The sequence below is a fragment of the Thermococcus thioreducens genome (genome assembly GCF_002214545.1).
Lineage (GTDB): Archaea > Methanobacteriota_B > Thermococci > Thermococcales > Thermococcaceae > Thermococcus > Thermococcus thioreducens.
In genome coordinates, this window is sequence record NZ_CP015105.1 from 1,244,113 (window position 1) to 1,262,872 (window position 18,760).

24 protein-coding genes and 1 pseudogene are annotated in these 18,760 nt (G+C 52.6%); 13 read left to right on the forward strand and 12 right to left on the reverse strand.

Going from position 1 to position 18,760, the window contains the following annotated elements; genetic code table 11:
• The first annotated feature begins 8 nt into the window (after window positions 1-8).
• Window positions 9-272, forward strand: a complete 264-nt coding sequence (locus A3L14_RS12070; RefSeq protein WP_394335159.1) for a hypothetical protein — start codon at window positions 9-11, stop codon at window positions 270-272.
• Between the two features lie 12 nt (window positions 273-284).
• Here the strand turns inward: A3L14_RS12070 and A3L14_RS06840 are convergent, their stop codons facing one another.
• From A3L14_RS06840 to cobB, 6 genes are read right to left on the reverse strand one after another with little or no spacing between them, the layout of a single operon-like run.
• On the reverse strand, window positions 285-746 hold the full coding sequence (locus tag A3L14_RS06840) for a COG2426 family protein (RefSeq protein WP_055429284.1): 462 nt from the start codon (window positions 744-746) through the stop codon (window positions 285-287).
• Window positions 743-1,309 carry a phosphatase PAP2 family protein gene (locus tag A3L14_RS06845; RefSeq protein WP_055429283.1) on the reverse strand — a complete coding sequence of 189 codons (567 nt, stop codon included), beginning with the start codon at window positions 1,307-1,309 and terminating at the stop codon, window positions 743-745. Before A3L14_RS06845 ends, A3L14_RS06840 begins: the two co-directional genes overlap by 4 nt.
• A 40-nt stretch (window positions 1,310-1,349) precedes the next feature.
• Window positions 1,350-1,931 carry an ASCH domain-containing protein gene (locus A3L14_RS06850; protein ID WP_082431993.1) on the reverse strand — a complete coding sequence of 194 codons (582 nt, stop codon included), beginning with the start codon at window positions 1,929-1,931 and terminating at the stop codon, window positions 1,350-1,352.
• Window positions 1,888-2,616 (reverse strand): TIGR02253 family HAD-type hydrolase, encoded by a 729-nt coding sequence (locus tag A3L14_RS06855; protein ID WP_074631191.1) that lies wholly within the window; start codon window positions 2,614-2,616, stop codon window positions 1,888-1,890. The genes A3L14_RS06850 and A3L14_RS06855 overlap by 44 nt, the downstream gene beginning before the upstream one ends.
• Window positions 2,617-2,651: 35 nt before the next feature.
• Window positions 2,652-3,062, reverse strand: a complete 411-nt coding sequence (locus A3L14_RS06860; protein WP_055429282.1) for a DUF3783 domain-containing protein — start codon at window positions 3,060-3,062, stop codon at window positions 2,652-2,654.
• On the reverse strand, window positions 3,059-3,814 hold the full coding sequence (cobB, locus tag A3L14_RS06865; RefSeq protein WP_055429281.1) for an NAD-dependent protein deacetylase: 756 nt from the start codon (window positions 3,812-3,814) through the stop codon (window positions 3,059-3,061). Before cobB ends, A3L14_RS06860 begins: the two co-directional genes overlap by 4 nt.
• A 147-nt stretch (window positions 3,815-3,961) precedes the next feature.
• Between cobB and A3L14_RS06870 the strand changes: the two genes are divergently transcribed.
• The 5 genes from A3L14_RS06870 to A3L14_RS06890 all read left to right on the forward strand — a co-directional run bounded on the left by A3L14_RS06870 (window position 3,962) and on the right by A3L14_RS06890 (window position 8,234).
• On the forward strand, window positions 3,962-5,146 hold the full coding sequence (locus tag A3L14_RS06870; protein WP_055429280.1) for an aromatic amino acid transport family protein: 1,185 nt from the start codon (window positions 3,962-3,964) through the stop codon (window positions 5,144-5,146).
• A gap of 106 nt (window positions 5,147-5,252) precedes the next feature.
• A complete protein-coding gene (gene glyA, locus A3L14_RS06875) occupies window positions 5,253-6,542 on the forward strand; it encodes a serine hydroxymethyltransferase (RefSeq protein ID WP_055429279.1) in 1,290 nt (429 codons plus the stop codon).
• Window positions 6,543-6,880: 338 nt separating this feature from the next.
• The gene (locus A3L14_RS06880; protein WP_055429278.1) at window positions 6,881-7,312 is read left to right on the forward strand and encodes an immunoglobulin-like domain-containing protein; all 432 of its coding nucleotides are present in this window, start codon (window positions 6,881-6,883) and stop codon (window positions 7,310-7,312) included.
• A 26-nt stretch (window positions 7,313-7,338) separates the two neighbouring features.
• Window positions 7,339-7,812, forward strand: coding sequence for an immunoglobulin-like domain-containing protein (locus tag A3L14_RS06885; protein WP_055429277.1), 474 nt, complete (start codon window positions 7,339-7,341; stop codon window positions 7,810-7,812).
• Window positions 7,809-8,234: an immunoglobulin-like domain-containing protein gene (locus A3L14_RS06890; protein ID WP_055429276.1), complete on the forward strand. Its 426-nt coding sequence runs from the start codon at window positions 7,809-7,811 to the stop codon at window positions 8,232-8,234. Before A3L14_RS06885 ends, A3L14_RS06890 begins: the two co-directional genes overlap by 4 nt.
• A 324-nt stretch (window positions 8,235-8,558) precedes the next feature.
• Here A3L14_RS06890 and A3L14_RS06895 read toward each other — a convergent pair whose 3' ends face one another.
• Window positions 8,559-9,818: an AAA family ATPase gene (locus A3L14_RS06895; RefSeq protein ID WP_055429428.1), complete on the reverse strand. Its 1,260-nt coding sequence runs from the start codon at window positions 9,816-9,818 to the stop codon at window positions 8,559-8,561.
• Window positions 9,819-9,929: 111 nt separating this feature from the next.
• On the opposite strand from A3L14_RS06895, the gene A3L14_RS06900 reads away from it, so the two are divergent.
• From A3L14_RS06900 to A3L14_RS06915, 5 genes are all read left to right on the forward strand, one after another.
• Window positions 9,930-10,163, forward strand: a complete 234-nt coding sequence (locus A3L14_RS06900; protein WP_055429275.1) for a hypothetical protein — start codon at window positions 9,930-9,932, stop codon at window positions 10,161-10,163.
• Window positions 10,164-10,232: 69 nt separating this feature from the next.
• On the forward strand, window positions 10,233-10,565 hold the full coding sequence (locus A3L14_RS06905) for a transcription factor S (RefSeq protein WP_055429274.1): 333 nt from the start codon (window positions 10,233-10,235) through the stop codon (window positions 10,563-10,565).
• Complete coding sequence (locus tag A3L14_RS11835) at window positions 10,562-10,726, forward strand: hypothetical protein (protein WP_162840163.1); 165 nt, start codon at window positions 10,562-10,564, stop codon at window positions 10,724-10,726. The genes A3L14_RS06905 and A3L14_RS11835 overlap by 4 nt, the downstream gene beginning before the upstream one ends.
• 2 nt (window positions 10,727-10,728) lie before the next feature.
• Window positions 10,729-11,478, forward strand: coding sequence for a DNA polymerase sliding clamp (locus tag A3L14_RS06910; RefSeq protein WP_055429273.1), 750 nt, complete (start codon window positions 10,729-10,731; stop codon window positions 11,476-11,478).
• Window positions 11,479-11,523: 45 nt separating this feature from the next.
• Window positions 11,524-12,090: a DNA replication complex subunit Gins51 gene (locus A3L14_RS06915; RefSeq protein ID WP_055429272.1), complete on the forward strand. Its 567-nt coding sequence runs from the start codon at window positions 11,524-11,526 to the stop codon at window positions 12,088-12,090.
• A gap of 178 nt (window positions 12,091-12,268) precedes the next feature.
• Here the strand turns inward: A3L14_RS06915 and A3L14_RS06920 are convergent, their stop codons facing one another.
• The 4 genes from A3L14_RS06920 to A3L14_RS06935 are packed head-to-tail and all read right to left on the reverse strand — an operon-like array spanning window position 12,269 to window position 15,118.
• Window positions 12,269-12,919 (reverse strand): hypothetical protein, encoded by a 651-nt coding sequence (locus A3L14_RS06920; RefSeq protein WP_083391969.1) that lies wholly within the window; start codon window positions 12,917-12,919, stop codon window positions 12,269-12,271.
• Window positions 12,916-13,257: a hypothetical protein gene (locus A3L14_RS06925; protein ID WP_055429271.1), complete on the reverse strand. Its 342-nt coding sequence runs from the start codon at window positions 13,255-13,257 to the stop codon at window positions 12,916-12,918. The genes A3L14_RS06920 and A3L14_RS06925 overlap by 4 nt, the downstream gene beginning before the upstream one ends.
• A gap of 26 nt (window positions 13,258-13,283) precedes the next feature.
• Window positions 13,284-13,928, reverse strand: a complete 645-nt coding sequence (locus A3L14_RS06930) for a hypothetical protein (protein WP_055429270.1) — start codon at window positions 13,926-13,928, stop codon at window positions 13,284-13,286.
• A gap of 20 nt (window positions 13,929-13,948) precedes the next feature.
• Complete coding sequence (locus A3L14_RS06935; RefSeq protein WP_198300084.1) at window positions 13,949-15,118, reverse strand: hypothetical protein; 1,170 nt, start codon at window positions 15,116-15,118, stop codon at window positions 13,949-13,951.
• A gap of 436 nt (window positions 15,119-15,554) precedes the next feature.
• On the opposite strand from A3L14_RS06935, the gene A3L14_RS06945 reads away from it, so the two are divergent.
• Together A3L14_RS06945 and A3L14_RS06950 are read left to right on the forward strand one after the other, a co-directional pair.
• Window positions 15,555-17,465 (forward strand): molybdopterin-dependent oxidoreductase, encoded by a 1,911-nt coding sequence (locus tag A3L14_RS06945; protein ID WP_088886119.1) that lies wholly within the window; start codon window positions 15,555-15,557, stop codon window positions 17,463-17,465.
• 223 nt (window positions 17,466-17,688) lie between these two features.
• Window positions 17,689-18,339: a peroxiredoxin gene (locus A3L14_RS06950; protein ID WP_055429267.1), complete on the forward strand. Its 651-nt coding sequence runs from the start codon at window positions 17,689-17,691 to the stop codon at window positions 18,337-18,339.
• A gap of 49 nt (window positions 18,340-18,388) precedes the next feature.
• Here the strand turns inward: A3L14_RS06950 and A3L14_RS12075 are convergent.
• Window positions 18,389-18,724: pseudogene (locus A3L14_RS12075) on the reverse strand (ABC transporter permease); the annotation flags it as partial.
• Window positions 18,725-18,760: the final 36 nt, after the last annotated feature.

An 18,760-nucleotide genomic window follows, 5' to 3' on the forward strand; every position in this document is an offset into this window, starting at 1 on the left:
ACACCCTGATCTTCAAAAAGGAAGGCTTCAGGGATTACAGGACCACGGTCAGGGTAAATGGAGGGGATAGCGGAGTTATTTCAGCGACTCTCACAGATTTGAGCGGTAGGAGGTACACGCTTGACCCCAGGATAAAGAACCATGATGATATCCCCAAGGGAAATTCCACCAACGGGAATTCCAGGGGATTCCCCATCTCGGGCACAGTGGCATACGTACTCGGCGGCATCGCTCTCGTGACTGTTGCGGTGGCTATTGCCCGGAAACTCTAAAGCATTTCCTTTTTACCCGAACAAGCCCAGAGCCGGCAGCAGTGTTATCGCCATGCTCAACAGCCCGCCGAGGATTAAAGCCGGGACCGTCTGCCTTTTCTCTATTCCGAGGATGTAAGCAGCTAACGCTCCAGTCCAGACGCCCGTCCCTGGAAGCGGTATCGCGACAAAAATCGTCAGCCCGATAAAGCCCCACCTCTCAACGTAGGGGTGGGCCTTCTTCCTCACGCGCTCGACGTAGTAGAGGTAGAGGTGGGCCACCTTTCTGAGGAAAGTCCCCTCAAGCCAGAGCATCAGCCTGTCTATGTAGGGGAGCAGGGCAGGGAGGACCAGCGAGAGGAGCAGAACTCCGAGGGAGGCACTCAGGAGGGTCTCCCAGAGGGGGTAACCCCTCCCAATGCCGTAGACTATCGCGTATCTGCCTTCGAAGGTTGGAACCAGCGAGAGGAGGAACACCTCAAGGAAGCCGTTCATTGGAACTTCCCTCCGAGGAGTGATTTAAGCAGGAGGTAGAGCCAGGGGGCGAAGAGCAGGCTGAAGAGCACGTCGCTGAACCAGTGAACGTGGAGGAGGAGCCTCGTGAGGGCTATTCCAACGGCGTAGGCCCAGAAGAGATGGGCGTACCGCCTCCACCTGTCGGAGCCGTAGCTCGCTATTATTGCCGCCCTAAAGGCGTGGCCGGAGGGGAAGGCGTAGCCCCCGATTCCCGAACCGTAAGACCTGGGTCTCGGTTCAGCAAAGATGAACTTTAAGGTCCCGACGGCGGCGAGGCCGAGGACAACGGCGAGGATGAAAAGGAGAGTGCCCCGAGAGACCCTGCCGTTCTTCTTCCATTCGGTCAGCAGTGCAGAGGCGGTAAAGAGTGCCAGAAATACGTCGCCTCCGAGTCCAGTTAGAAAGTTCATCATGGGGGTGTCTATCAGGGGGAGCTTCGAATTGACCCATCCGTTTATTCCAATGAACGCACCGCTGGCCTCAAGAGCCAGCACCGCGATAACCGCAACGGTCAGAGCGAGGAGGTTTTTTTCCAGCCTCATGGCACTTTAAGAAGGTGAAACCGGTAAAAAAGCTTTTCTGCTAGATTATTCCAGCCGCGTAGAGCGCATGATATGCCTTGAGGAGCGCCCCCTGGACCTTCTTTGGCCCAAAGGTTCTAACGGCCCTTCCGAGGCCCTCGTTGTACATCCTGCGCAGTATGAAGTCCGTCTCGCGGTTGAGGTTGAGTTTTTCCTGGTTCTCAAGGTAGAGTCTCGCTATCTCCTCCGGTTCACGGTAATTGAGCCCCTTGAGCCACTTGAGGGGTATTCCGTCGGCAAAGCGTTTGATGACTTCAAAGCCTATTATCGTAACCTCGTCGTCGCCGTAGAGCTCGCCGTATATCTTGCTCAGCTCACGGAGGAGCTCTTTAACATCGGAGAAGCCGTCGAGCCTTGCATCCTCGTTGGTGAGCTCCCTAACTTTCTTTTTCTCGACGCGGGTTATCCTGACCTTGGCTATAGCCGTGTCGCTCGGCGTGATGACCAGGTAAATCTCACTTCCCGGCCTGGCCTCGTAGTCGCCGTAGCGTATCGTTGTGACCTTGTCTCCCCTCAGAATCCTAGACTTGTATGCGCTGTCAACCAGCATGAACTTCCTTATCTGCACGCTCTTCCTCTTCAAGGTTCAGCCCCCTGACTACATCCAGGACGTCCTCAAGTCTCTCCACTGTAAAGTCGGCGTACTCAAGGTATTCCAGCTCCCTGTCAGCATATTTGCCGTATTTAAACCATGCGGTCTTCATGCCCACTTGCTTGGCACCGTAAATGTCGGAGTACAGCCTGTCGCCCACCATTATGGCTTCGCCGGGTTCAACGCCCATCTTCCTCAGGGCTTTCTGAAATATCTTGGGGTGCGGCTTCTTAACGCCGAGGTAGTCCGAGATGAAGACGCCGTCGAAGTAGTCGTCCAGTTCGAGGCGGATTACCTTCTCCCACTGCTTTATCGGGTCACCATCGGTTATTATGCCAAGCTTATAGCCCGACTTCTTCAGCTCAAGGAGGACTCTCCTGGCACCGCGGACGCTCTTCAGGTAGGCGAACTTCGTGTTGTGGTACGCTATAACCCCGGCGGCTATCCATTTGGGGTTGTTTGGAAGGTCGAGGCGCCTGAGCAGGTAGTCAAAGTGCCTCGAAAAATTGCTCCCGTATTCGTTTATCAGCTCAAGGAGCTCATGATAGGCGGTATCAAAATCGACCGGCAGGCCATGGCGTACCATGTTCTCTATGGCGTTTCGGCGCGCCATCTCGGCCAGCCTGCTCGTGTCCACGAGCGTGTCGTCCAGGTCAAAGAACACGGCCTTTATCATCCCTTCACCCACCACACTCTACTCGCTCAAGATATTTAACCCTTCCCGATGTCGAGGAAGGGCCCCCTCCTCCTTTCGGCCTCTTCCCGTGCCCAGCGCAGGGCCCTGAAGTATTCGTCTTCTTTGATAAGCTCGTTTAGAAGGTCTTCAAGCCTCCAGGTGAGGGAGGTCTCGGTCGTTGTTGCAAATATCGCCCTGCCCGGGTTGAGGGACTTAACGGTTCTTATGATGTCCTTCAGCGTTTCGTTGTCAAGGCCGTGCATTATCACGAACTTCCTGAGGTGCCAGTCGCTTGAGCCGCTCAGATTCTCCGCCTTCTCAACGATTTCGCTGACCACCCAGTCCCTGCAGTACTCCGGAACCTCAAAGGCCGGAACCGGGAGCGATTCCCTAAGAGCATTGACCTCCTCCTTGGAGAACCCTATTAGAAGAACCCTTCCGCTCATCTCACCAACACCTCAATCCTGCTCATCAGCTTTTCCATCGCTTCCACAGCCGGACAGCGCAGAAAAACGTCCGCTATGGGCGTTATCCCGCTCTCATCAGGGTTGATTTCAATCACCTTTCCGCCGGTCTCCTTGACTATCTGCGGTATGTATGCGGCGGGATAGACCACGCCACTCGTCCCGATGACGAGAACAAGATCCGCCCGCTCGGCCAGTCTGAAGGCCTCTTCTATGGCTTTCCTAGGCAGGGGTTCGCCGAACCACACAACGTCGGGCCTCAGGAGTGAGCCGCAGTCCGGGCATCTTGGGAGGCTTTTCTCTGCCAGGAACTCCTCCAGTCTTCCACTCTCCTTGAGGTTTTCCCTGTAGTTGCAGGAGGTGCACCTCACCCTGAAAATGTTGCCGTGGAGCTCGATGAGGTTTTTGGTTCCCGCTTCGCGGTGGAGGTCGTCCACGTTCTGGGTGATAACAGCCTTTAAGATGCCCATGCGCTCAAGCTCCGCCAGAGCGTGGTGTGCCCCGTTTGGCCTGGCCTTCCTTATCAGGCCCATCCTCCACCTGTAGAACTCCCAGACGAGGTAGGGATCCTTTCGAAAGGCCTCGGGCGTTGCGAGCTCTTCTGGCCTGTGTCTCTTCCACAGTCCGTTGAATCCCCTGAAGGTCGGAACGCCGCTCTCGGCACTAATTCCGGCGCCGGTAAAAGCAATCGCGAACCTTGAGCGGGCCAGCAGTTTGGCGGCTTCCTCTATCATGTTATCACCTACTCGGCATTCCTTAAAAACTCTGCCCGGTCTTGAGCCATCTCCCTCCCCAAACCGAAGAATCTTTGAGACCAAATTCAAGTTTCCGTGCGAGGGTTTAAATTGTATTCATGCATACATTTAATCGAGGTGAGAAAAATGCCCGTGTCTGAGGGAGTTAGGAGAGAGAAGGTTGCGACCTCTCACGGGAGGTATTATCAGGCAAGGCTGGCCTCCCAGCGCCGCAAGAAGCTCACTGTCATCCAGAATATCCGCAAGAGGAAGGGTGTGAGGGGCATACGGACAAGCACAATACGGGTGGACAAGGCCCGCATAACAAAGAACGAGGCGCTCGCGATACTTGTTGGCACCCAGATAGGCGCCGGAGTTCTAGGACTCCCCTACGCGGCCAGCAAAGTGGGCCTGATACCTGCCATTGGGGTTCTCATCGGTGTAATGCTCCTCATGCTGGGCACTGCCTTCATAGTGCTCAGGTTCAGCGCTGAAATGGGTGGGGCCCAGATGAGCACCATCGCCCAGAGGACCCTCGGAAGGGCCGGCGGCTGGCTGATGTACCTGAGCGTGAGCCTGATGAGCTTTGGCGCCATCCTCGCCTATATAGCCGGAATGGGCCACGTCTTTGCGAGCCTCTTCGGGGTCACCGACACGGTCGGAGCGGCGATATTCTGGGTTCTGGCCTCCATTGTTGTTTACAAGGGGCTTGAAGCCAGCGGAAAGACCGAGCTGATAATGAGCTACTTTATGCTTGCCCTCTTCATAGCGGTTACCGCGATGCTCTTCCCGCATGCAGAGCCAGAAAAAGCGCTCTACGTCGAGTGGAGCGGCTTGCTCAGCATAACCGGTGTGGCAATCTTCGCCCTTGGATGCCACACGATCATTCCGGACGTTTACAAGGGGCTCGGGAGCTACGAGGAGACCAAAAAGGTGCTAGTGCTGGCGTTCCTCATACCTACCGCAATCTACGCGGTATTCATGGCCTCGTTCCTGCTCGTCTTTGGAAGAACCACCCCCCAGGTGGCAACGCAGGCGCTTGAGCAGATATACGGTCGCCTTGGCTGGCTCGTGGGCAACTTCATACCCCTGCTCGCCATAACGACGAGCTTCATAGGCATCGCACTGGCACAGCAGAGCAACAACGAGGAGTTCGTGAGGCTGGGCAGAAAAGCAGCGTGGGCGCTGACCGTTGTTCCCCCGGCGGCCCTCTACTTCGCAGGTGTCAGGAACTTCGCCGATGTGCTGGCCTTCGCAGGCGACACCGGCGACCTGATGGCCTTCATAGTGCTGCCGATACTCATGTGGCTGGCTGCGAGGCTCCGGAAGTGAGCCTTTCTGCCCCTTTTTCTGTATTGTGATGCACATTTCTGAACACGTGCACACATGAGGTAAGATTTATATTCCCCCCGTTCAAATCCCCATCGAGGTGTTTCCCATGGCTGAAGGATACAAGGCTTACCGCGATAGGGTTCTGAACTTTCTGGAGGAGCACGAGAAGTGGAGGAGCCACACGATAAACCTCATCGCAAGTGAAAACGTGACCTCCCCCAGCGTTACCCGTGCCGTTAAGAGCGGGTTCATGCACAAATATGCTGAAGGCTGGCCGAGGCAGAGATACTATCAGGGCTGTAAGTACGTTGACGAGGTCGAGCTGATTGGAGTAGAACTCTTCACCAAGCTCTTCGGGAGTGACTTCGCCGACCTCAGGCCGATCTCCGGAACCAACGCCAACCAGGCCGCTTTCTTCGGCTTGACTCAGCCCGGGGACAAGGCGATAGTCCTCCACACCAGCCACGGCGGGCACATAAGCCACATGCCCTTCGGTGCCGCAGGAATGCGCGGGCTTGAGGTCCACACCTGGCCGTTCGACAACGATGAGTTCAACATTGACGTTGATAAAGCTGAAAAGCTCATCCGCGAGATTGAGCCCAAGATAGTCGTCTTCGGAGGTTCGCTCTTCCCGTTCCCGCATCCTGTCAAGGAGCTCGCCCCGGTGGCCAAGGAGGTCGGTGCTTACGTGATGTATGACGCCGCCCACGTCCTCGGTCTTATAGCAGGCAAGCAGTTCCAGGATCCGCTCCGCGAAGGAGCTGACATAATAACCGCCTCAACCCATAAGACCTTCCCGGGGCCGCAGGGTGGTGTCATAATCTACAAGAGGTTTGGAGAAACCGAGGAGATAGCCAAGCTCCAGTGGGCCATCTTCCCCGGCGTGCTAAGCAACCACCACCTCCACCACATGGCCGGAAAGGTGGTCACCGCGGCGGAGATGCTCGAGTACGGTGAGAAGTACGCGGCCCAGATCGTCAAGAACGCCAAGGCCCTCGCCGAGGCTCTCGCTGAGGAGGGCTTCAAGGTCATCGGCGAGGACAGGGGCTACACCGAGAGCCACCAGGTTATAGTTGACGTTTCAGACCTCCACCCTGCGGCTGGAGGATGGGCGGCCCCACTCCTTGAGGAGGCCGGCATAATCCTCAACAAGAACCTCCTGCCCTGGGACCCGCTTGAGAAGGTCAACGAGCCGAGCGGCCTGCGCATAGGAGTCCAGGAGATGACCCGCGTTGGCATGATGGAGGACGACATGAAGGAGATAGCGAGGTTCATCAGGCGCGTCCTCATCGACAGGGAGGATCCGAAGAAGGTCGAGCGCGACGTCTTCTACTTCAGGCAGAACTTCCAGAGGGTCTACTACTCCTTCGACTATGGCCTGCCGCTCAGGGAGTGATTTCCGTTCTTTTTTCAATTTTGGCATGTAGTAATTGAGATTTTTCCAGCGTTTATTGAGGATATCTCCGCAAACCGAGGTGTAAGCTGGGATATTTGCAAATTTTGGACCCATATCTCGGATTTTATTTTAGAAAAAGTTATAAAACACCTCCTCAATGTCCCCAGATGGTGTTTGGCCACCGCAGTTATACATCATTGTGATATCTAACGGCCGGACACCACAGCAAAGGCCTTCAAATAAGATGGGTCAAATAAGGGCTGAAATCACTTCAATCTCCTTTGAAGCTTTGGCAACCCTTAATAATATTGGGGACAAGTTTTCTCCGGGGAACTGCCATGAGGAAGATAGTTCCGGTCCTGCTGATAGTCCTGCTGGTTCCGATTGGATACTACATGGCATCAAAGGGCGGGGGAAGCAACGGAGTGCAAGACCTCCCGAGTGGTGAAGGAATCGCTCTGAAGCTCGACAAGAGCAGCTACACCCCAAGCGACGTGATGGTTCTCACACTCCTAAACAACGCCGATACCAACGCCACCACAAGCTACCACTTCAAGCTCTACAGGCTGGAAGGTGGGGAGTGGAAGGAAGTCCCAGTGAATCTGATGTTCATAGAGATCGCCGTCGTAATAGAGCCCGGGAAGAGCTGGGAGCAGAAGGTAAAGCTCTCCGACCTTGGCCTCACACCTGGGCACTACAAGATAGTCAAGGAAGTCTACCTCGGGGGCACGACGGTTAAGGCCGGGGCTGAGTTCGATATCAATGGATAGTGGAAAGCACCTCCTGGGGAGTTGTGATGAGGAGCACAGTTCTCTTGGGCCTCTTTATATTCCTCACTGGTATCACGGTCGCCCTCTACGCTGGACCGGGTGTCAATACGGGAAGTTCTCCTGGAGAGGCGAGGGCCATCCTTGAACTTGATAAAACCGTTTACAAATCCGGTGAGGACCTCATCCTGACTATAAAGAACACAGGGAGCGAGACACTTCTCGTGGGCTCTTTCTACAGACTTTACCGCCTGGAAAACGGAAGATGGGAAGAACTCAACATTGGGTTCTCGTTCACTGGTATAGGCTACACGATACCTCCCGGCAGCAACTGGAGCCAAACCGTGCCCCTTGTTACACACGCTTCTGACGGTGCCGGGAAGCTTGAACCGTTGCCGCCCGGTAGGTACAGGATTATGAAGACTGTGAGCATTGACAGGGGGCGCTGTGGGGGCAGGAGTGGCGAGATAATTCTCTCGGAGGAGTTCGAGGTGGTCGGATGAGGTGGAAGACCGGCGCCGGAATCGTCGTCCTGATGCTCCTCTGGGGCCTGAGCGGACCACACTTTACTGTAAGCCTCGATAAAAGCACGTATTCACCCGGAGAAGAGCCGGAACTGAGGGTAAGGAACGTCGGTCTGACGCCCATATACTTCGGCCAGGGCTACCTCCTCTACCGGTGGGAAAACAGGAGCTGGGTTGAAATGAAAACTCCATTTTTCTTTATAGCGAGGCTCTACGACCTGTCCCCATTCCATTCCTGGAAGCAGAGCGTTACCCTGAAATACCTGCCGGAAAACGAGTCCCCCGGAGAGCCCCGTCCCTACCCCCATCTTCCTCCCGGGCGGTACAGGCTCGTAAAGAGGATCTGCGGATGGCCCCTGGGATGCAGAAACGCGAGCGTGGAGTTTAAAGTCAGGGAGTGAAAAAGAACCTGAGAAGCGAGTCATGGACGGTATGAGACCCCCAAAACTACGACCGGATAATTTACTTGCGAGTAGTTTGCTGGTGGGTAAATTATGTTCATCATCGTAAAAACAGAGTTCATCATAGCCTACAGAAGGCAAAGGACTGGCAAGTGGTGCAAAGGAGGCACGATGCTTCCCTATCATTAACTTCGTAAACCCATAGAACTTTACGCTACCGTTAACCATCAAGCTTTACTGTGTTAACTGTATCCCGCCTCTTACTTTGACCGCAGAGAATAAGAAGTATAGCGCAGGAGTTATTCCATCCCCCGGAGTTCTCCGCTAAGGGGTTCTCTCAAGGCTTTCCTTTGCTATTTCCAGCAGATCATCGGGCGTTAGCACCTCAATCCCCTTGGGTTCCCTCTCAAGGACATCTTTACTTGGAACAACGAGCACCTTTTTACAGTCGAAGTGCGACAGCTTATTCTCGATCTTCCTGATCTCATCCCGCTTAACCCGCTCCTTCCACTTGACCTCTCCAACGATTTCGAGCCTCTTGAAACCCTGCAACGCAACGTCAAGCTCAAGCTTCGGGAGTTCAACTCTCACCTGCCTCAGCCCGTAAACCTTCGCAAGCAAATCAGCTATAAAATCCTCAACATGCCTCGGTAGCTTGTAATCGATTGCTTTCCTTATGAACTCCAGGGGTGTTTCAAGCTCCGTGTAGGCGTACTTGACCTCAAGATAGAAGTGCAGGTCAAGGAGGGGGGATGCATGGCGATAAACGAACTTTTTACGCCGCTTTCCGTGAACCAAAAACTTCCGCAGGATGCCCATTTTAGTGAGTACCGCGAGGTATTTCTGTAGGACTCCAGGGTTGTCTTTCTTCAGCAGTCCGCGGGAGAAAAGGGCGGAGGACAGCTCGGTGCTCGTTCCCTTCCCGTTCGCGACTTCCATCATTATTCCAAGGTAAATCCTCGTCAGTTCGTGCCCTTCCTCGCTGAAAGTCTCTCCCACCAGCTCGTTCATGAAGGAACCGGAGGATAAGAAAAACCCGGCCAAAAAGCTCCTCAGCGAGGGATTATAAATCGGCACGAGCATCGGCTCCCTCAGATAAACGGAAGCCTCAACCAGTTCCTTTCCCTTCACTTCCCTTGACAGCTCCACGAGGATTTCGCGCTCGTCTATGAGTCCAATCTTTACTGGAGACACTATTCCGAGGAGTGGGCTTTCCTTCATCGAGAGCAGCCTCTGGGCGAGCCACATGGTTGACGTTATAAGGATTAACTCCCCTTCCAGTGCCGTGGAGTAGGCGTGGAGTGCATCCAAAAACTCCTCGGGGAGGCGGTGGAACTCGTCGATGACGATTCTTTTTTTCCCCCTGATGAGCCTCGGAAAGAGCCTGATGAACTCGGGATAAGTTATTTTATCGCCGCTCAGCCTGTCGTGAACTGTTCCATCCCTGTTCACGAAGAAAAACTCGTCATACTCGGTGAAGTGCTCGACCATGAAGGTCTTGCCTGTTTTTCTCCTTCCGTAGATCATCTTCCAGCCGGGGGATGCGAGGCGGACCAACTCTATCCTTCTGGGAATTATTCTCATGAGAATAATTCTGACTGAAATTCTTATAAACCTTTCGAATGGCGAGGAGAAAATCAAAACGGGACGACACCGAGGGGAGATCCAACGCTTCTCTGCGGGGGAATTCTGCAGATGGAACTCAACCCAACGGTGGAGACGCTGGCACCAATAAGGAAGCATCTGAAAAAGGTGAACGAGGACTTCCTGGCGATAGTGAAGCCACAGGAGGAGACGATTGCAAAGGTCTATCCGGGGATGATAAAGCGTTTGCTCGGCCTCGCGCTCGGAAAAGCGGTCGAGAAAGAATGGGTGGGGATAACCCACAGACACGAGGTCATGAGGCTGAAAATCAGCGGTGTTCTTTGACTGCCCCTTCTGGCAAAACTTTTTATTCTCCTCCCACATACCGAACCCTCGGCTAAAGGGGTGAGAAAGATGAAGTTCTGTCCAAAGTGCGGTAACTTGATGCTCCCGGATCGGAAAAAGAAGGTCTGGGTCTGCCGCTCATGTGGCTATGAGGAGCCCTTTGACGAGAAGAAGGACAGGGAGAAGACCGTCATAAAGCAGAAGGTCGAGCACAAGCCCGACGAGGGCATCATTGTAGTCGAGCAGGACGTCAAGACCCTGCCAACGACTAAGATAACCTGCCCCAAGTGCGGCAACGATACAGCTTACTGGTGGGAGATGCAGACAAGGGCTGGAGACGAGCCGAGCACGATATTCTACAGGTGCACCAAGTGCGGCCACACCTGGAGGGCCTACGAGTGAATGAGCTAGAACGTGAAACTCTCAGAAAGCTCGCGGAGAAGGCCCTGAAGGAGCTTGAGGAAGCTTATAAAAGAATACCCGACACCGACAACGGAAAAGCTTATTTATTCCGCGGGAAAGAAAGGGTTAGGCTGATGCTCGATATATTAAAGGAGGGGTAAAGATGCCGTTCGAGATAGTTTTTGATGGTGCCAAGGATTTCGCCGATCTTATAGCCACCGCAAGCAACCTCATCGACGAGGCCGCCTTCAAGATAACCGAGGAAGGGATATCGATGAGGGCCATGGACCCGAGCAGGGTCGTTCTCATCGACCTCAACCTGCCCGAGAGCATCTTCTCCAAGTACGAGGTGGAGGAAGAGGAAACCATAGGAATCAACATGGACCACTTCAAGAAGATACTCAAGCGCGGCAAGAACAAGGACACGCTCATCCTCAGGAAGGGTGACGAGAACTTCCTTGAGGTCACCTTCGAGGGCACCGCAAAGAGAACCTTCAAGCTCCCGCTCATCGAGGTGGAGGAGCTTGAGCTTGACCTTCCAGAGCTTCCGTTCACGGCCAAGGTCGTTGTCCTCGGAGAGGTCCTCAAGGAGGCGGTTAAAGATGCTTCCCTAGTCAGCGACGCCCTCAAGTTCATCGCCACCGAGAACGAGTTCACCATGAAAGCCGAGGGAGAAACGAATGAGGTCGAGATTAAGCTCACCCTTGAGGATGAAGGCCTGCTCGACCTTGAAGTCGAGGAAGAAACGAAGAGCGCCTACGGAATCAGCTACCTCGCGGACATGATAAAGGGCATCGGCAAGGCCGACGAGGTTATAATACGGTTCGGCAACGAGATGCCCCTCCAGATGGAGTACCCGATAAGGGACGAGGGCAAGCTGATATTCCTCCTCGCCCCGCGCGTCGAGGACTGATTTCTCCATTTCTTTACACCTTTGAATCTTTAGGCTGGTGGGAGCGTGGACATCGTCAAGCTCAGGGAACTGCTTGAGGCGGAGCTTTCCTCCCAAGAACTGACCGAACTAGACGGGGAGTTCTACCGCGAGTTCGACAGTCTGATAAAGGCCCTCAAGCTAAGCGCTGAGAGCTCCCGTGAGAGGGGCGAGGACGTTGAGGAGCGCCTTTATCTCGCCCAGCTGAGCATAGCAGAAAAGCTCATGCGCGAGATAATCAAAATCAGGCTCCATAAAATCGTTGACCTCGCCGTCGAGGGCATCCCCTACGGAATGACCGAGGAGGAGAGGCAGATTTTCACGATACTCAGGGCGTTCATAGAGCGTGAAGAGCTGCCGGAGGTTCCGGAAGAGGCCGCTGGGGTTCAGGAAGAGATCCGGGAGATAGAAACCCCCAAGAAAAAGGTTCCCAGGGAGGCATACATAATCAAAGTTGACCTGCCCAGGATACTCGACCCGGAGCTGAGGGAATACGGGCCGTTCAGGGCAGGAGACTTAGTTATTATTCCGGGAATCCTTGGAAAGGTTCTTGTGGAGAGGGAAGCCGCGGAAAGGATAAGGATCGCACCATGAAAGTTTTTTGAAATACCTCTACTGGAAAGCCTCAGAGAACACTATCTTTTCCTATTGTGGAGAGATAATTGCTATTAACTTCTAAATCTCACTATGAGTTGCACTTTTTTGGAGTTATCCCATCCGGTCCCCAATTAGAGAAGCTCCTGCTTTTCTTGTTCTCGAAGACCCTCATCAGCTACTTCTCCCGGCCGTTAACTGAGGTTTCCAAGTTAAACCCCCTCTCGTACAGCTCCTCCACTTCTCGATAGAGTTCCCAGAGGAAGTCGTAATTCTCGGGAGTATCCCCATGCTCACGCTGGATTTCCGCAATAAGCGGAGCGTACTCCTCCAAGTACTCCCTGCTGACCTTCAAAACGTCCTCAACGAACTCCCTGAGGGGAAGCTCGACAACACCCTTGTGCTTGCCTTTGAATTCTGGACAGTTAGTGACTTCGAGGAGGTCATTGTAGTAGTAGATTCTCGCAAGGTCTTCAGTGGCGCAGAAGTAGTACAACTCAGCCGCTTCTGTATTAAGGGTTGTCCTAAACACTACTGGCTCGTTGTTCAGCTGGAACTTATCCCACTTGGCGAGTTCTCTCTCGGACTGGGAGAAATCCTGAACTTTAGGGTCATCTGGCCTCAGCATGTAACTGCTGGCCATTAACAATTCTTGGAAGAATCCGTGAACGTTAACGGCTGCTCCTTCGAGTTTTCCGTCCCAGCAGATTCCAACGAGTATTGTGTTATCGATGATAAAAACTAAAGTGAAGGGGTCTGGGGATGGCACGTACTCCGTCCAGACTCTTACGAACACGTGCTTTCCCTTTAAATCAAAATACTCCATCATCGCTTAACCCTCCACCCAAGATATTTGTTATACTCCCACACGGCACTACCCTTCTCAGGAAAAGCAGTCTTCAAGACGAATTCCCCCCTCTCAAACTTGAACTCTAACCTAACAACATCAATCCCGTCAACGTTGATTCCAAGCTTCTTAAGATCCACTGAAATTCCAAAGACCTTACCCTCACTAGCGTGATCAATGAACTCCTTCTTGTATTTTGGATCCTTAAGCGCCCTCTCCAGTACTTCATCAAGGAACTCTCTGAGTTCGCGCTCATCCCTGAAGACTTTTGGAAGCTGAACAACCCGTCCAGTTTTGGGATCAACAATTTTCTGGCCCATGGGCCAGAAAGTTTATTTCTATTCTGCTATATCCCCGAAATTGTCTTTTTCAATATTTTTATGTGCTTAAAAAGTTCTTTAATATTTGGTTCATCAAAACCAAACATGCTGGGGTCGCATCTATTCTCTAGCAAATAGCTTCTAATCGCATTAAGGTTCTCATCCAAAATCATTGTAAATGTCTCGGCCACGTTTATTAAATCCCTTGCAAACTCCACAAAAGGCACCTCTACAACTCCCTTAGTACCCTCCCCCCAATCGTTATGGTAATGTATTCTAAGCTTGTCTCCCAAACGCTCAAAGAGATACCAGTTATACTGAATACCAAGATTAGTGAGATAAAAGCAAGACTCCTTTTTAACCTCAAACCCCAATGAAAGGGCATTCTTAAGCCACTGCTTTCTAAGTTCTCGCTGGGGGCACTCCTTTTCATTTAGCAAGCAAGCTATAGCGGCAAGCAATCCTCCAAAAAAATCAACGGGGTTAGCGTCCATTCCATGAAGCTCTCCATTTATCTCGGCCCAACTCAGGGGAGTCCCTTGGACAAAAAATAAAATTGGGGTGGGGAATATACAGTCGACCAACCTCCCCCATTCGTCCAGAACTGGGGCCTCTATCATTACTCGGAGCATCCTGCCTGAAAAATAAAGTGGAAAAATGTTCACGGTCATAATCCACCACCGCCATGGTTTTATATTCTTCTCCATTTTCCTGTTAATGGGTCATACTTGTACCACGTTCCACCTCTTTCAAACTTGAACACTGCACTGCCACTTTTAGGCCAGAATGTTATTAACTTATACTGCCTAGACCCAGCTTTCTTAAACACCAAGGTTATCTTGTCTATGCCCGGAAGAGAGCTCTGTACATGCAGAACCACAGTATAATCACCGGTTAATTTATCTTTATGCTGTTCTATCAACCTTACGATCTCGTTGTAAAGTTCCTCTGGAGACTGTATTGTCTTAGGGAGTTTCATTGTTTTCTTTTGACCGTTCACATAGTACACTATCTCCTGACCCATTGGGAAGAACGATGTTTCCCTTTTATAGTCCATCTCGTAGCCATGTACATGTCTTAGCCAGCCGTGGATCAGGCCATATTTCTCGTTGCCTCTCTCTATGATTATAGTGTACCCATAAGAGTTCTTTATGGGTGACGTTGATTTCGCAAACCTCTCAATCCCTTCCTTCACTGCCTTTATCGTCGCCCCGTGCTTGACGGCTTCTTCAACCGCCTCCTTTGAAACTCCAGCCTTAACGAGGTCATCGAGGGCCCTCGCGGCGTCATCGCCGTGCTTTACAATGTCGTCGAAGATGTGGGTGAACTTGCTGATGACTTCGTCGGCATGGTCTATTATTCCCGCCCTCTTAAGAATCCTGTAAATGTCATCCGTCACTCCGAACTTCTTGCCGAGCTTTGTGACGAGTTTTAATTCCTCATCGCCCGGAACGGCGAGGCCTACGATGAAGAGCGTCCCCTGAACCTTACACTCCATTGAATCCATGCCATAATTCCTGCACGTCTTGTAAGTGTCGTAGGCATCCCATATCGTTAACCCAACGACGATTAACGCGCCTACAGCTGGAAGGAACTGCGGTCTTATTTCCCCCTTCTGCACGGGGTAGGTTACTGTATAGCCGGTGGGGAAGAATCTCGGCGCGGATTGTGGTGTAAGTTTGACCCATGAACTCATGAAAACGCCGTTTCCAGAGGTGATGCGCAGTTTAACGTAAATCGGCTCCCTGACGTTGAGGAAGACGGCAACCTTCTTGCCCCATGGCTTCAATCGGCCAAGGTTCACGCGCTCGGTGATTCTCCTGCCGTCTTTGCTGATGAGGACCGTTCCGTAGCCAGTCAAACAGTTCGGCGGGACGTCCCAGGTGACGATGGCAATGTTGCCGCTCTGCTCAATGCCGTCGAGGCGGATTGGGTATGCCGAGCTTGTCCCGAAAACGGGGAGCCCGGATCACGGCAGGGTCATTGCCGAAGCTTCGGGCAGTATTAGTACGAGCAGGAGGATTAAGACTCCAACTATCCGGCGGTTCAATCTTACCACCTCAGAAATGTTCTAATCATGGACAAATAATCCAGACTTAAAAGAATTTCGTAAACTCACAGTTAAAAACAAAAGTATAACATCACCCACCTGCCCCCATTTTGTATCATTGGAAGTGTTATGAGCGACAGTTTGTTAACACAAAGATTCAAAGTTCGACCCAAATAATGAAATTATATCCTTCAAGCTAAAGCAAAGGGTTTTTATATCTCACATAATCCCTTTTTATGGGATTACAATGCCCTTCTCCGCCTGCATGAGGGACTGCTACGACACCTGCTCGATGGTGGCCAAAGTCAAAAACGGAAGGCTCACGGTTAGGGGAAACCCCAAACACCCGATAACGGCCGGCTTCCTCTGTCCGAAGGGGGCGCTTCTCCCCCGGTGGTTCCACGCCGAGGACCGGCTCAAAGCTCCGCTCATAAGAACCGGCGAACGCGGAAGCGGTGAGTTTCGGAAAACTGACTGGGATGGGGCAATCGGCATTATTGCCAGAAAGCTTAGGGAGACGATTGAGGAGCACGGAAGCGAAAGCGTTTTAGTTTATCAATATGCCGGGGACAGAGGTGTGGTCAACTATGCCTTTCCGCTGAGGCTTTTCCACTACCTCAACACTGCCATGCTTGACTACGGCATATGCGATAGGGCAGGCCAGGAGGCTTTGAGGGACGTCTATGGAACCGCAATTGGTATGGATCCCGAGGAGCTCAAAAACCAGCGGTTGATAATTTACTGGGGAATAAACGCTTTCTGGACAAACCTGCACGGATTCACCTTCGCCAAAAAACACGACCTCGAAATCTGGACGGTCGATGTCGTCAGAACCGAAACGGCCAAGCGCTCTCACAGGTTCTTCCAGATAAAGCCGGACACCGACGTTCTCTTCGCCTTGGGGGTTGCTAAGGTCATAATCGAGGAGGGACTCTACGACAAAGCCTTCGTCCGCGGGAATGTTTACGGCTTTGAAGAATTCAAGAATTATGTAAAAACACTATCGCTTTATTATGTAAGTGAGGAGACCGGTTTGAGCGTTGAGGAGATAGAGACATTCGCGAGAGATTTTGCCGAAAAGAGGGGCGTAATCCACATCGGCTACGGCTTCCAGCGCTCCCTGTCAGGCGGTGAAGCGGTGAGAGCGATTGCAATCCTTCCAGCCCTGGTCGGTCATCGCTTCGGCTTCATCTACGACATGAAGACGATAGACAAGTCCTATGCCGAGGGCGCCTTTCTGCGGACCAAACCCGCCAAGAAGATCCCCCAGATGAAGCTGGCCGAGTACATCGAAAGGGGAGAGATTAAGTTCCTCTACATATACAACTCCAACCCCCTCGCGAGCCTGCCGAACCAGAACCGGCTGAGGAAAGCGCTGGTGGAAAGCGACGTTTTCGTCGTCACACACGACATCTTTCTCACAGATACCGCCCTCTACTCCGACGTCGTCCTTCCGGCAAACACCTTCTTCGAAAGGCCCGATATAGCCGATTCCTACTACCACCGCTACGTTGCACTTAACGAGCCCGTTGCGAGGCTCTACGGGAAGAGCAACAGCGAGGTGACGAGGCTTCTCGCGAAGGCCCTCGGGATAAACAACCCGTACATTTACGAGGGCGACGAGGATGTCATCAAAAAGGTCATAGAAATCAACGGGCTGAGCTGGGAAGAGCTGAAAAGGGAGGGCTTCGTCAAAGTCCCGGAGAAGCCGAGGGCGTGGGAGACACCGAGCGGGGAGATTGAGTTCTTCTCCCAGCGTGCCGTTGGGCGCGGTCTGAATCCGTTCCCAGAGTACCGGAAGCCCGAAGGGAAATCCCCCCTTCGCCTGCTCCCCCCCACCCACAGGATGACGATAACGAGCCAGTACCACAACACCTACGTCATGATCGACCCGAACCTTTATATCAATCCTTCCGATGCCTCTGAGAGGGGAATTAAGGACGGGGACACCGTTGAGGTCTTCAACGACTACGGCAGTATAAGGACGATTGCAAGGCTCAGCGATGATGTTCCACCCGGAGTCGTTCTGCTCTACAAGGCGTTCTGGGTTAAAATTCTCGGATGGAACGCCAACTTTCTGACGGCCGATGAAACCGTCGAAAAATACGGAAACGCTTCGGCATATCATTCAACGTGGGTCGATGTGAAGAGGATTTGAACAACAAATCCCCCACACAGTCGATTTTTGACAAACCCTACTTTGATTTTAGTTACAAAGTGACAGTAAATTAATGAAGCCCTTCGATATCCATTCGGAACACCTATTGAAATCTTCGAATATCTGTCAATATCTTCATATTAGGCAAACCAAAAAGTTTATATATTCGAACCTAATTGGTTTATACTGAAGACGACACAGAAAAAGGGAGAGGTGATGGAAAATGGTCGTCATAGGAGAAAAGTTCCCAGAGGTTGAGGTCAAGACCACCCACGGAGTGATAAAGCTGCCGGAGTACTTCGCCGAGAAGGGTAAGTGGTTCATGCTGTTCAGCCACCCCGCCGACTTCACCCCGGTCTGTACCACCGAGTTCTACGCCCTCCAGAAGAGGGTCGACCAGTTCAGGGAGCTCGGCGTCGAGCCCATAGGGCTCAGCGTTGACCAGGTCTTCAGCCACCTGAAGTGGATGGAGTGGATAAAGGAGAACCTCGGTGAGGAGATAACCTTCCCGGTCATAGCCGACGACCGCGGCGACCTCGCCGAGAAGCTCGGCATGATACCCAGCGGCGCAACGATAACCGCCAGAGCGGTCTTCATCGTCGATGACAAGGGAATAATAAGGGCCATAGTCTACTACCCGGCCGAGGTCGGCAGGGACTGGGACGAGATACTCAGGCTCGTCAAGGCCCTCAAGACCAGCACAGAGAAGGGAGTTGCACTTCCACACAAGTGGCCCAACAACGAGCTCATCGGCGACCGCGCCATCGTCCCGCCGGCCGGAACCGTCGAGCAGATCAAGGAGCGCGAGGAGGCCAAGGCTCGCGGAGAAATCGAGTGCTACGACTGGTGGTTCTGCCACAAGAAGCTTGATTGAGCTTCTTTCCTCTCTTAGCCATTCTTTTCTGTTCTCAAAAGTGAAAGGGCTAAATCACCCTTCTCCTAAACAGCACCACCAGCGGGATGAGCCAGGCCAGATGCATGAGCACCGCCACCGGAAAGTCGCCGTAATCGTTGGCAAGAATCCCATCAAACATCCTGTAAAGTCAGTAAGTGGGTAAAAACGCGGTGAGCCCGCTCCAATCGGTTGAAAGGCTTCTCCACACCACGAGGAGCTTTACCGTGGGTGGAAGCATGAGAAGCCAGCCCAGGATCTTGGATACCGTCAAGGTCTGCATCCTGAACTCCGAAAACACCGTGATAAGCAATCCATAAATCCAGACCTCAAGGAGGGAAAGGATCAGGAGGGCGAGCACTCGCTTTAGTTGCCAGAATGTCTGTTCCAATCTTTAATATCG

Bases quoted from the DNA above. Each gene is read 5' to 3' on its own strand.
- A3L14_RS06840 (WP_055429284.1), bottom strand. From the start codon at position 746: ATGAACGGCTTCCTTGAGGTGTTCCTCCTCTCGCTGGTTCCAACCTTC.
- A3L14_RS06845 (WP_055429283.1), bottom strand. From the start codon at position 1,309: ATGAGGCTGGAAAAAAACCTCCTCGCTCTGACCGTTGCGGTTATCGCG.
- A3L14_RS06855 (WP_074631191.1), bottom strand. From the start codon at position 2,616: ATGATAAAGGCCGTGTTCTTTGACCTGGACGACACGCTCGTGGACACG.
- A3L14_RS06860 (WP_055429282.1), bottom strand. From the start codon at position 3,062: ATGAGCGGAAGGGTTCTTCTAATAGGGTTCTCCAAGGAGGAGGTCAAT.
- cobB (WP_055429281.1), bottom strand. From the start codon at position 3,814: ATGATAGAGGAAGCCGCCAAACTGCTGGCCCGCTCAAGGTTCGCGATT.
- A3L14_RS06870 (WP_055429280.1), top strand. From the start codon at position 3,962: ATGCCCGTGTCTGAGGGAGTTAGGAGAGAGAAGGTTGCGACCTCTCAC.
- glyA (WP_055429279.1), top strand. From the start codon at position 5,253: ATGGCTGAAGGATACAAGGCTTACCGCGATAGGGTTCTGAACTTTCTG.
- A3L14_RS06880 (WP_055429278.1), top strand. From the start codon at position 6,881: ATGAGGAAGATAGTTCCGGTCCTGCTGATAGTCCTGCTGGTTCCGATT.
- A3L14_RS06885 (WP_055429277.1), top strand. From the start codon at position 7,339: ATGAGGAGCACAGTTCTCTTGGGCCTCTTTATATTCCTCACTGGTATC.
- A3L14_RS06890 (WP_055429276.1), top strand. From the start codon at position 7,809: ATGAGGTGGAAGACCGGCGCCGGAATCGTCGTCCTGATGCTCCTCTGG.
- A3L14_RS06895 (WP_055429428.1), bottom strand. From the start codon at position 9,818: ATGAGAATAATTCCCAGAAGGATAGAGTTGGTCCGCCTCGCATCCCCC.
- A3L14_RS06900 (WP_055429275.1), top strand. From the start codon at position 9,930: ATGGAACTCAACCCAACGGTGGAGACGCTGGCACCAATAAGGAAGCAT.
- A3L14_RS06905 (WP_055429274.1), top strand. From the start codon at position 10,233: ATGAAGTTCTGTCCAAAGTGCGGTAACTTGATGCTCCCGGATCGGAAA.
- A3L14_RS06910 (WP_055429273.1), top strand. From the start codon at position 10,729: ATGCCGTTCGAGATAGTTTTTGATGGTGCCAAGGATTTCGCCGATCTT.
- A3L14_RS06920 (WP_083391969.1), bottom strand. From the start codon at position 12,919: ATGATGGAGTATTTTGATTTAAAGGGAAAGCACGTGTTCGTAAGAGTC.
- A3L14_RS06925 (WP_055429271.1), bottom strand. From the start codon at position 13,257: ATGGGCCAGAAAATTGTTGATCCCAAAACTGGACGGGTTGTTCAGCTT.
- A3L14_RS06930 (WP_055429270.1), bottom strand. From the start codon at position 13,928: ATGACCGTGAACATTTTTCCACTTTATTTTTCAGGCAGGATGCTCCGA.
- A3L14_RS06945 (WP_088886119.1), top strand. From the start codon at position 15,555: ATGCCCTTCTCCGCCTGCATGAGGGACTGCTACGACACCTGCTCGATG.
- A3L14_RS06950 (WP_055429267.1), top strand. From the start codon at position 17,689: ATGGTCGTCATAGGAGAAAAGTTCCCAGAGGTTGAGGTCAAGACCACC.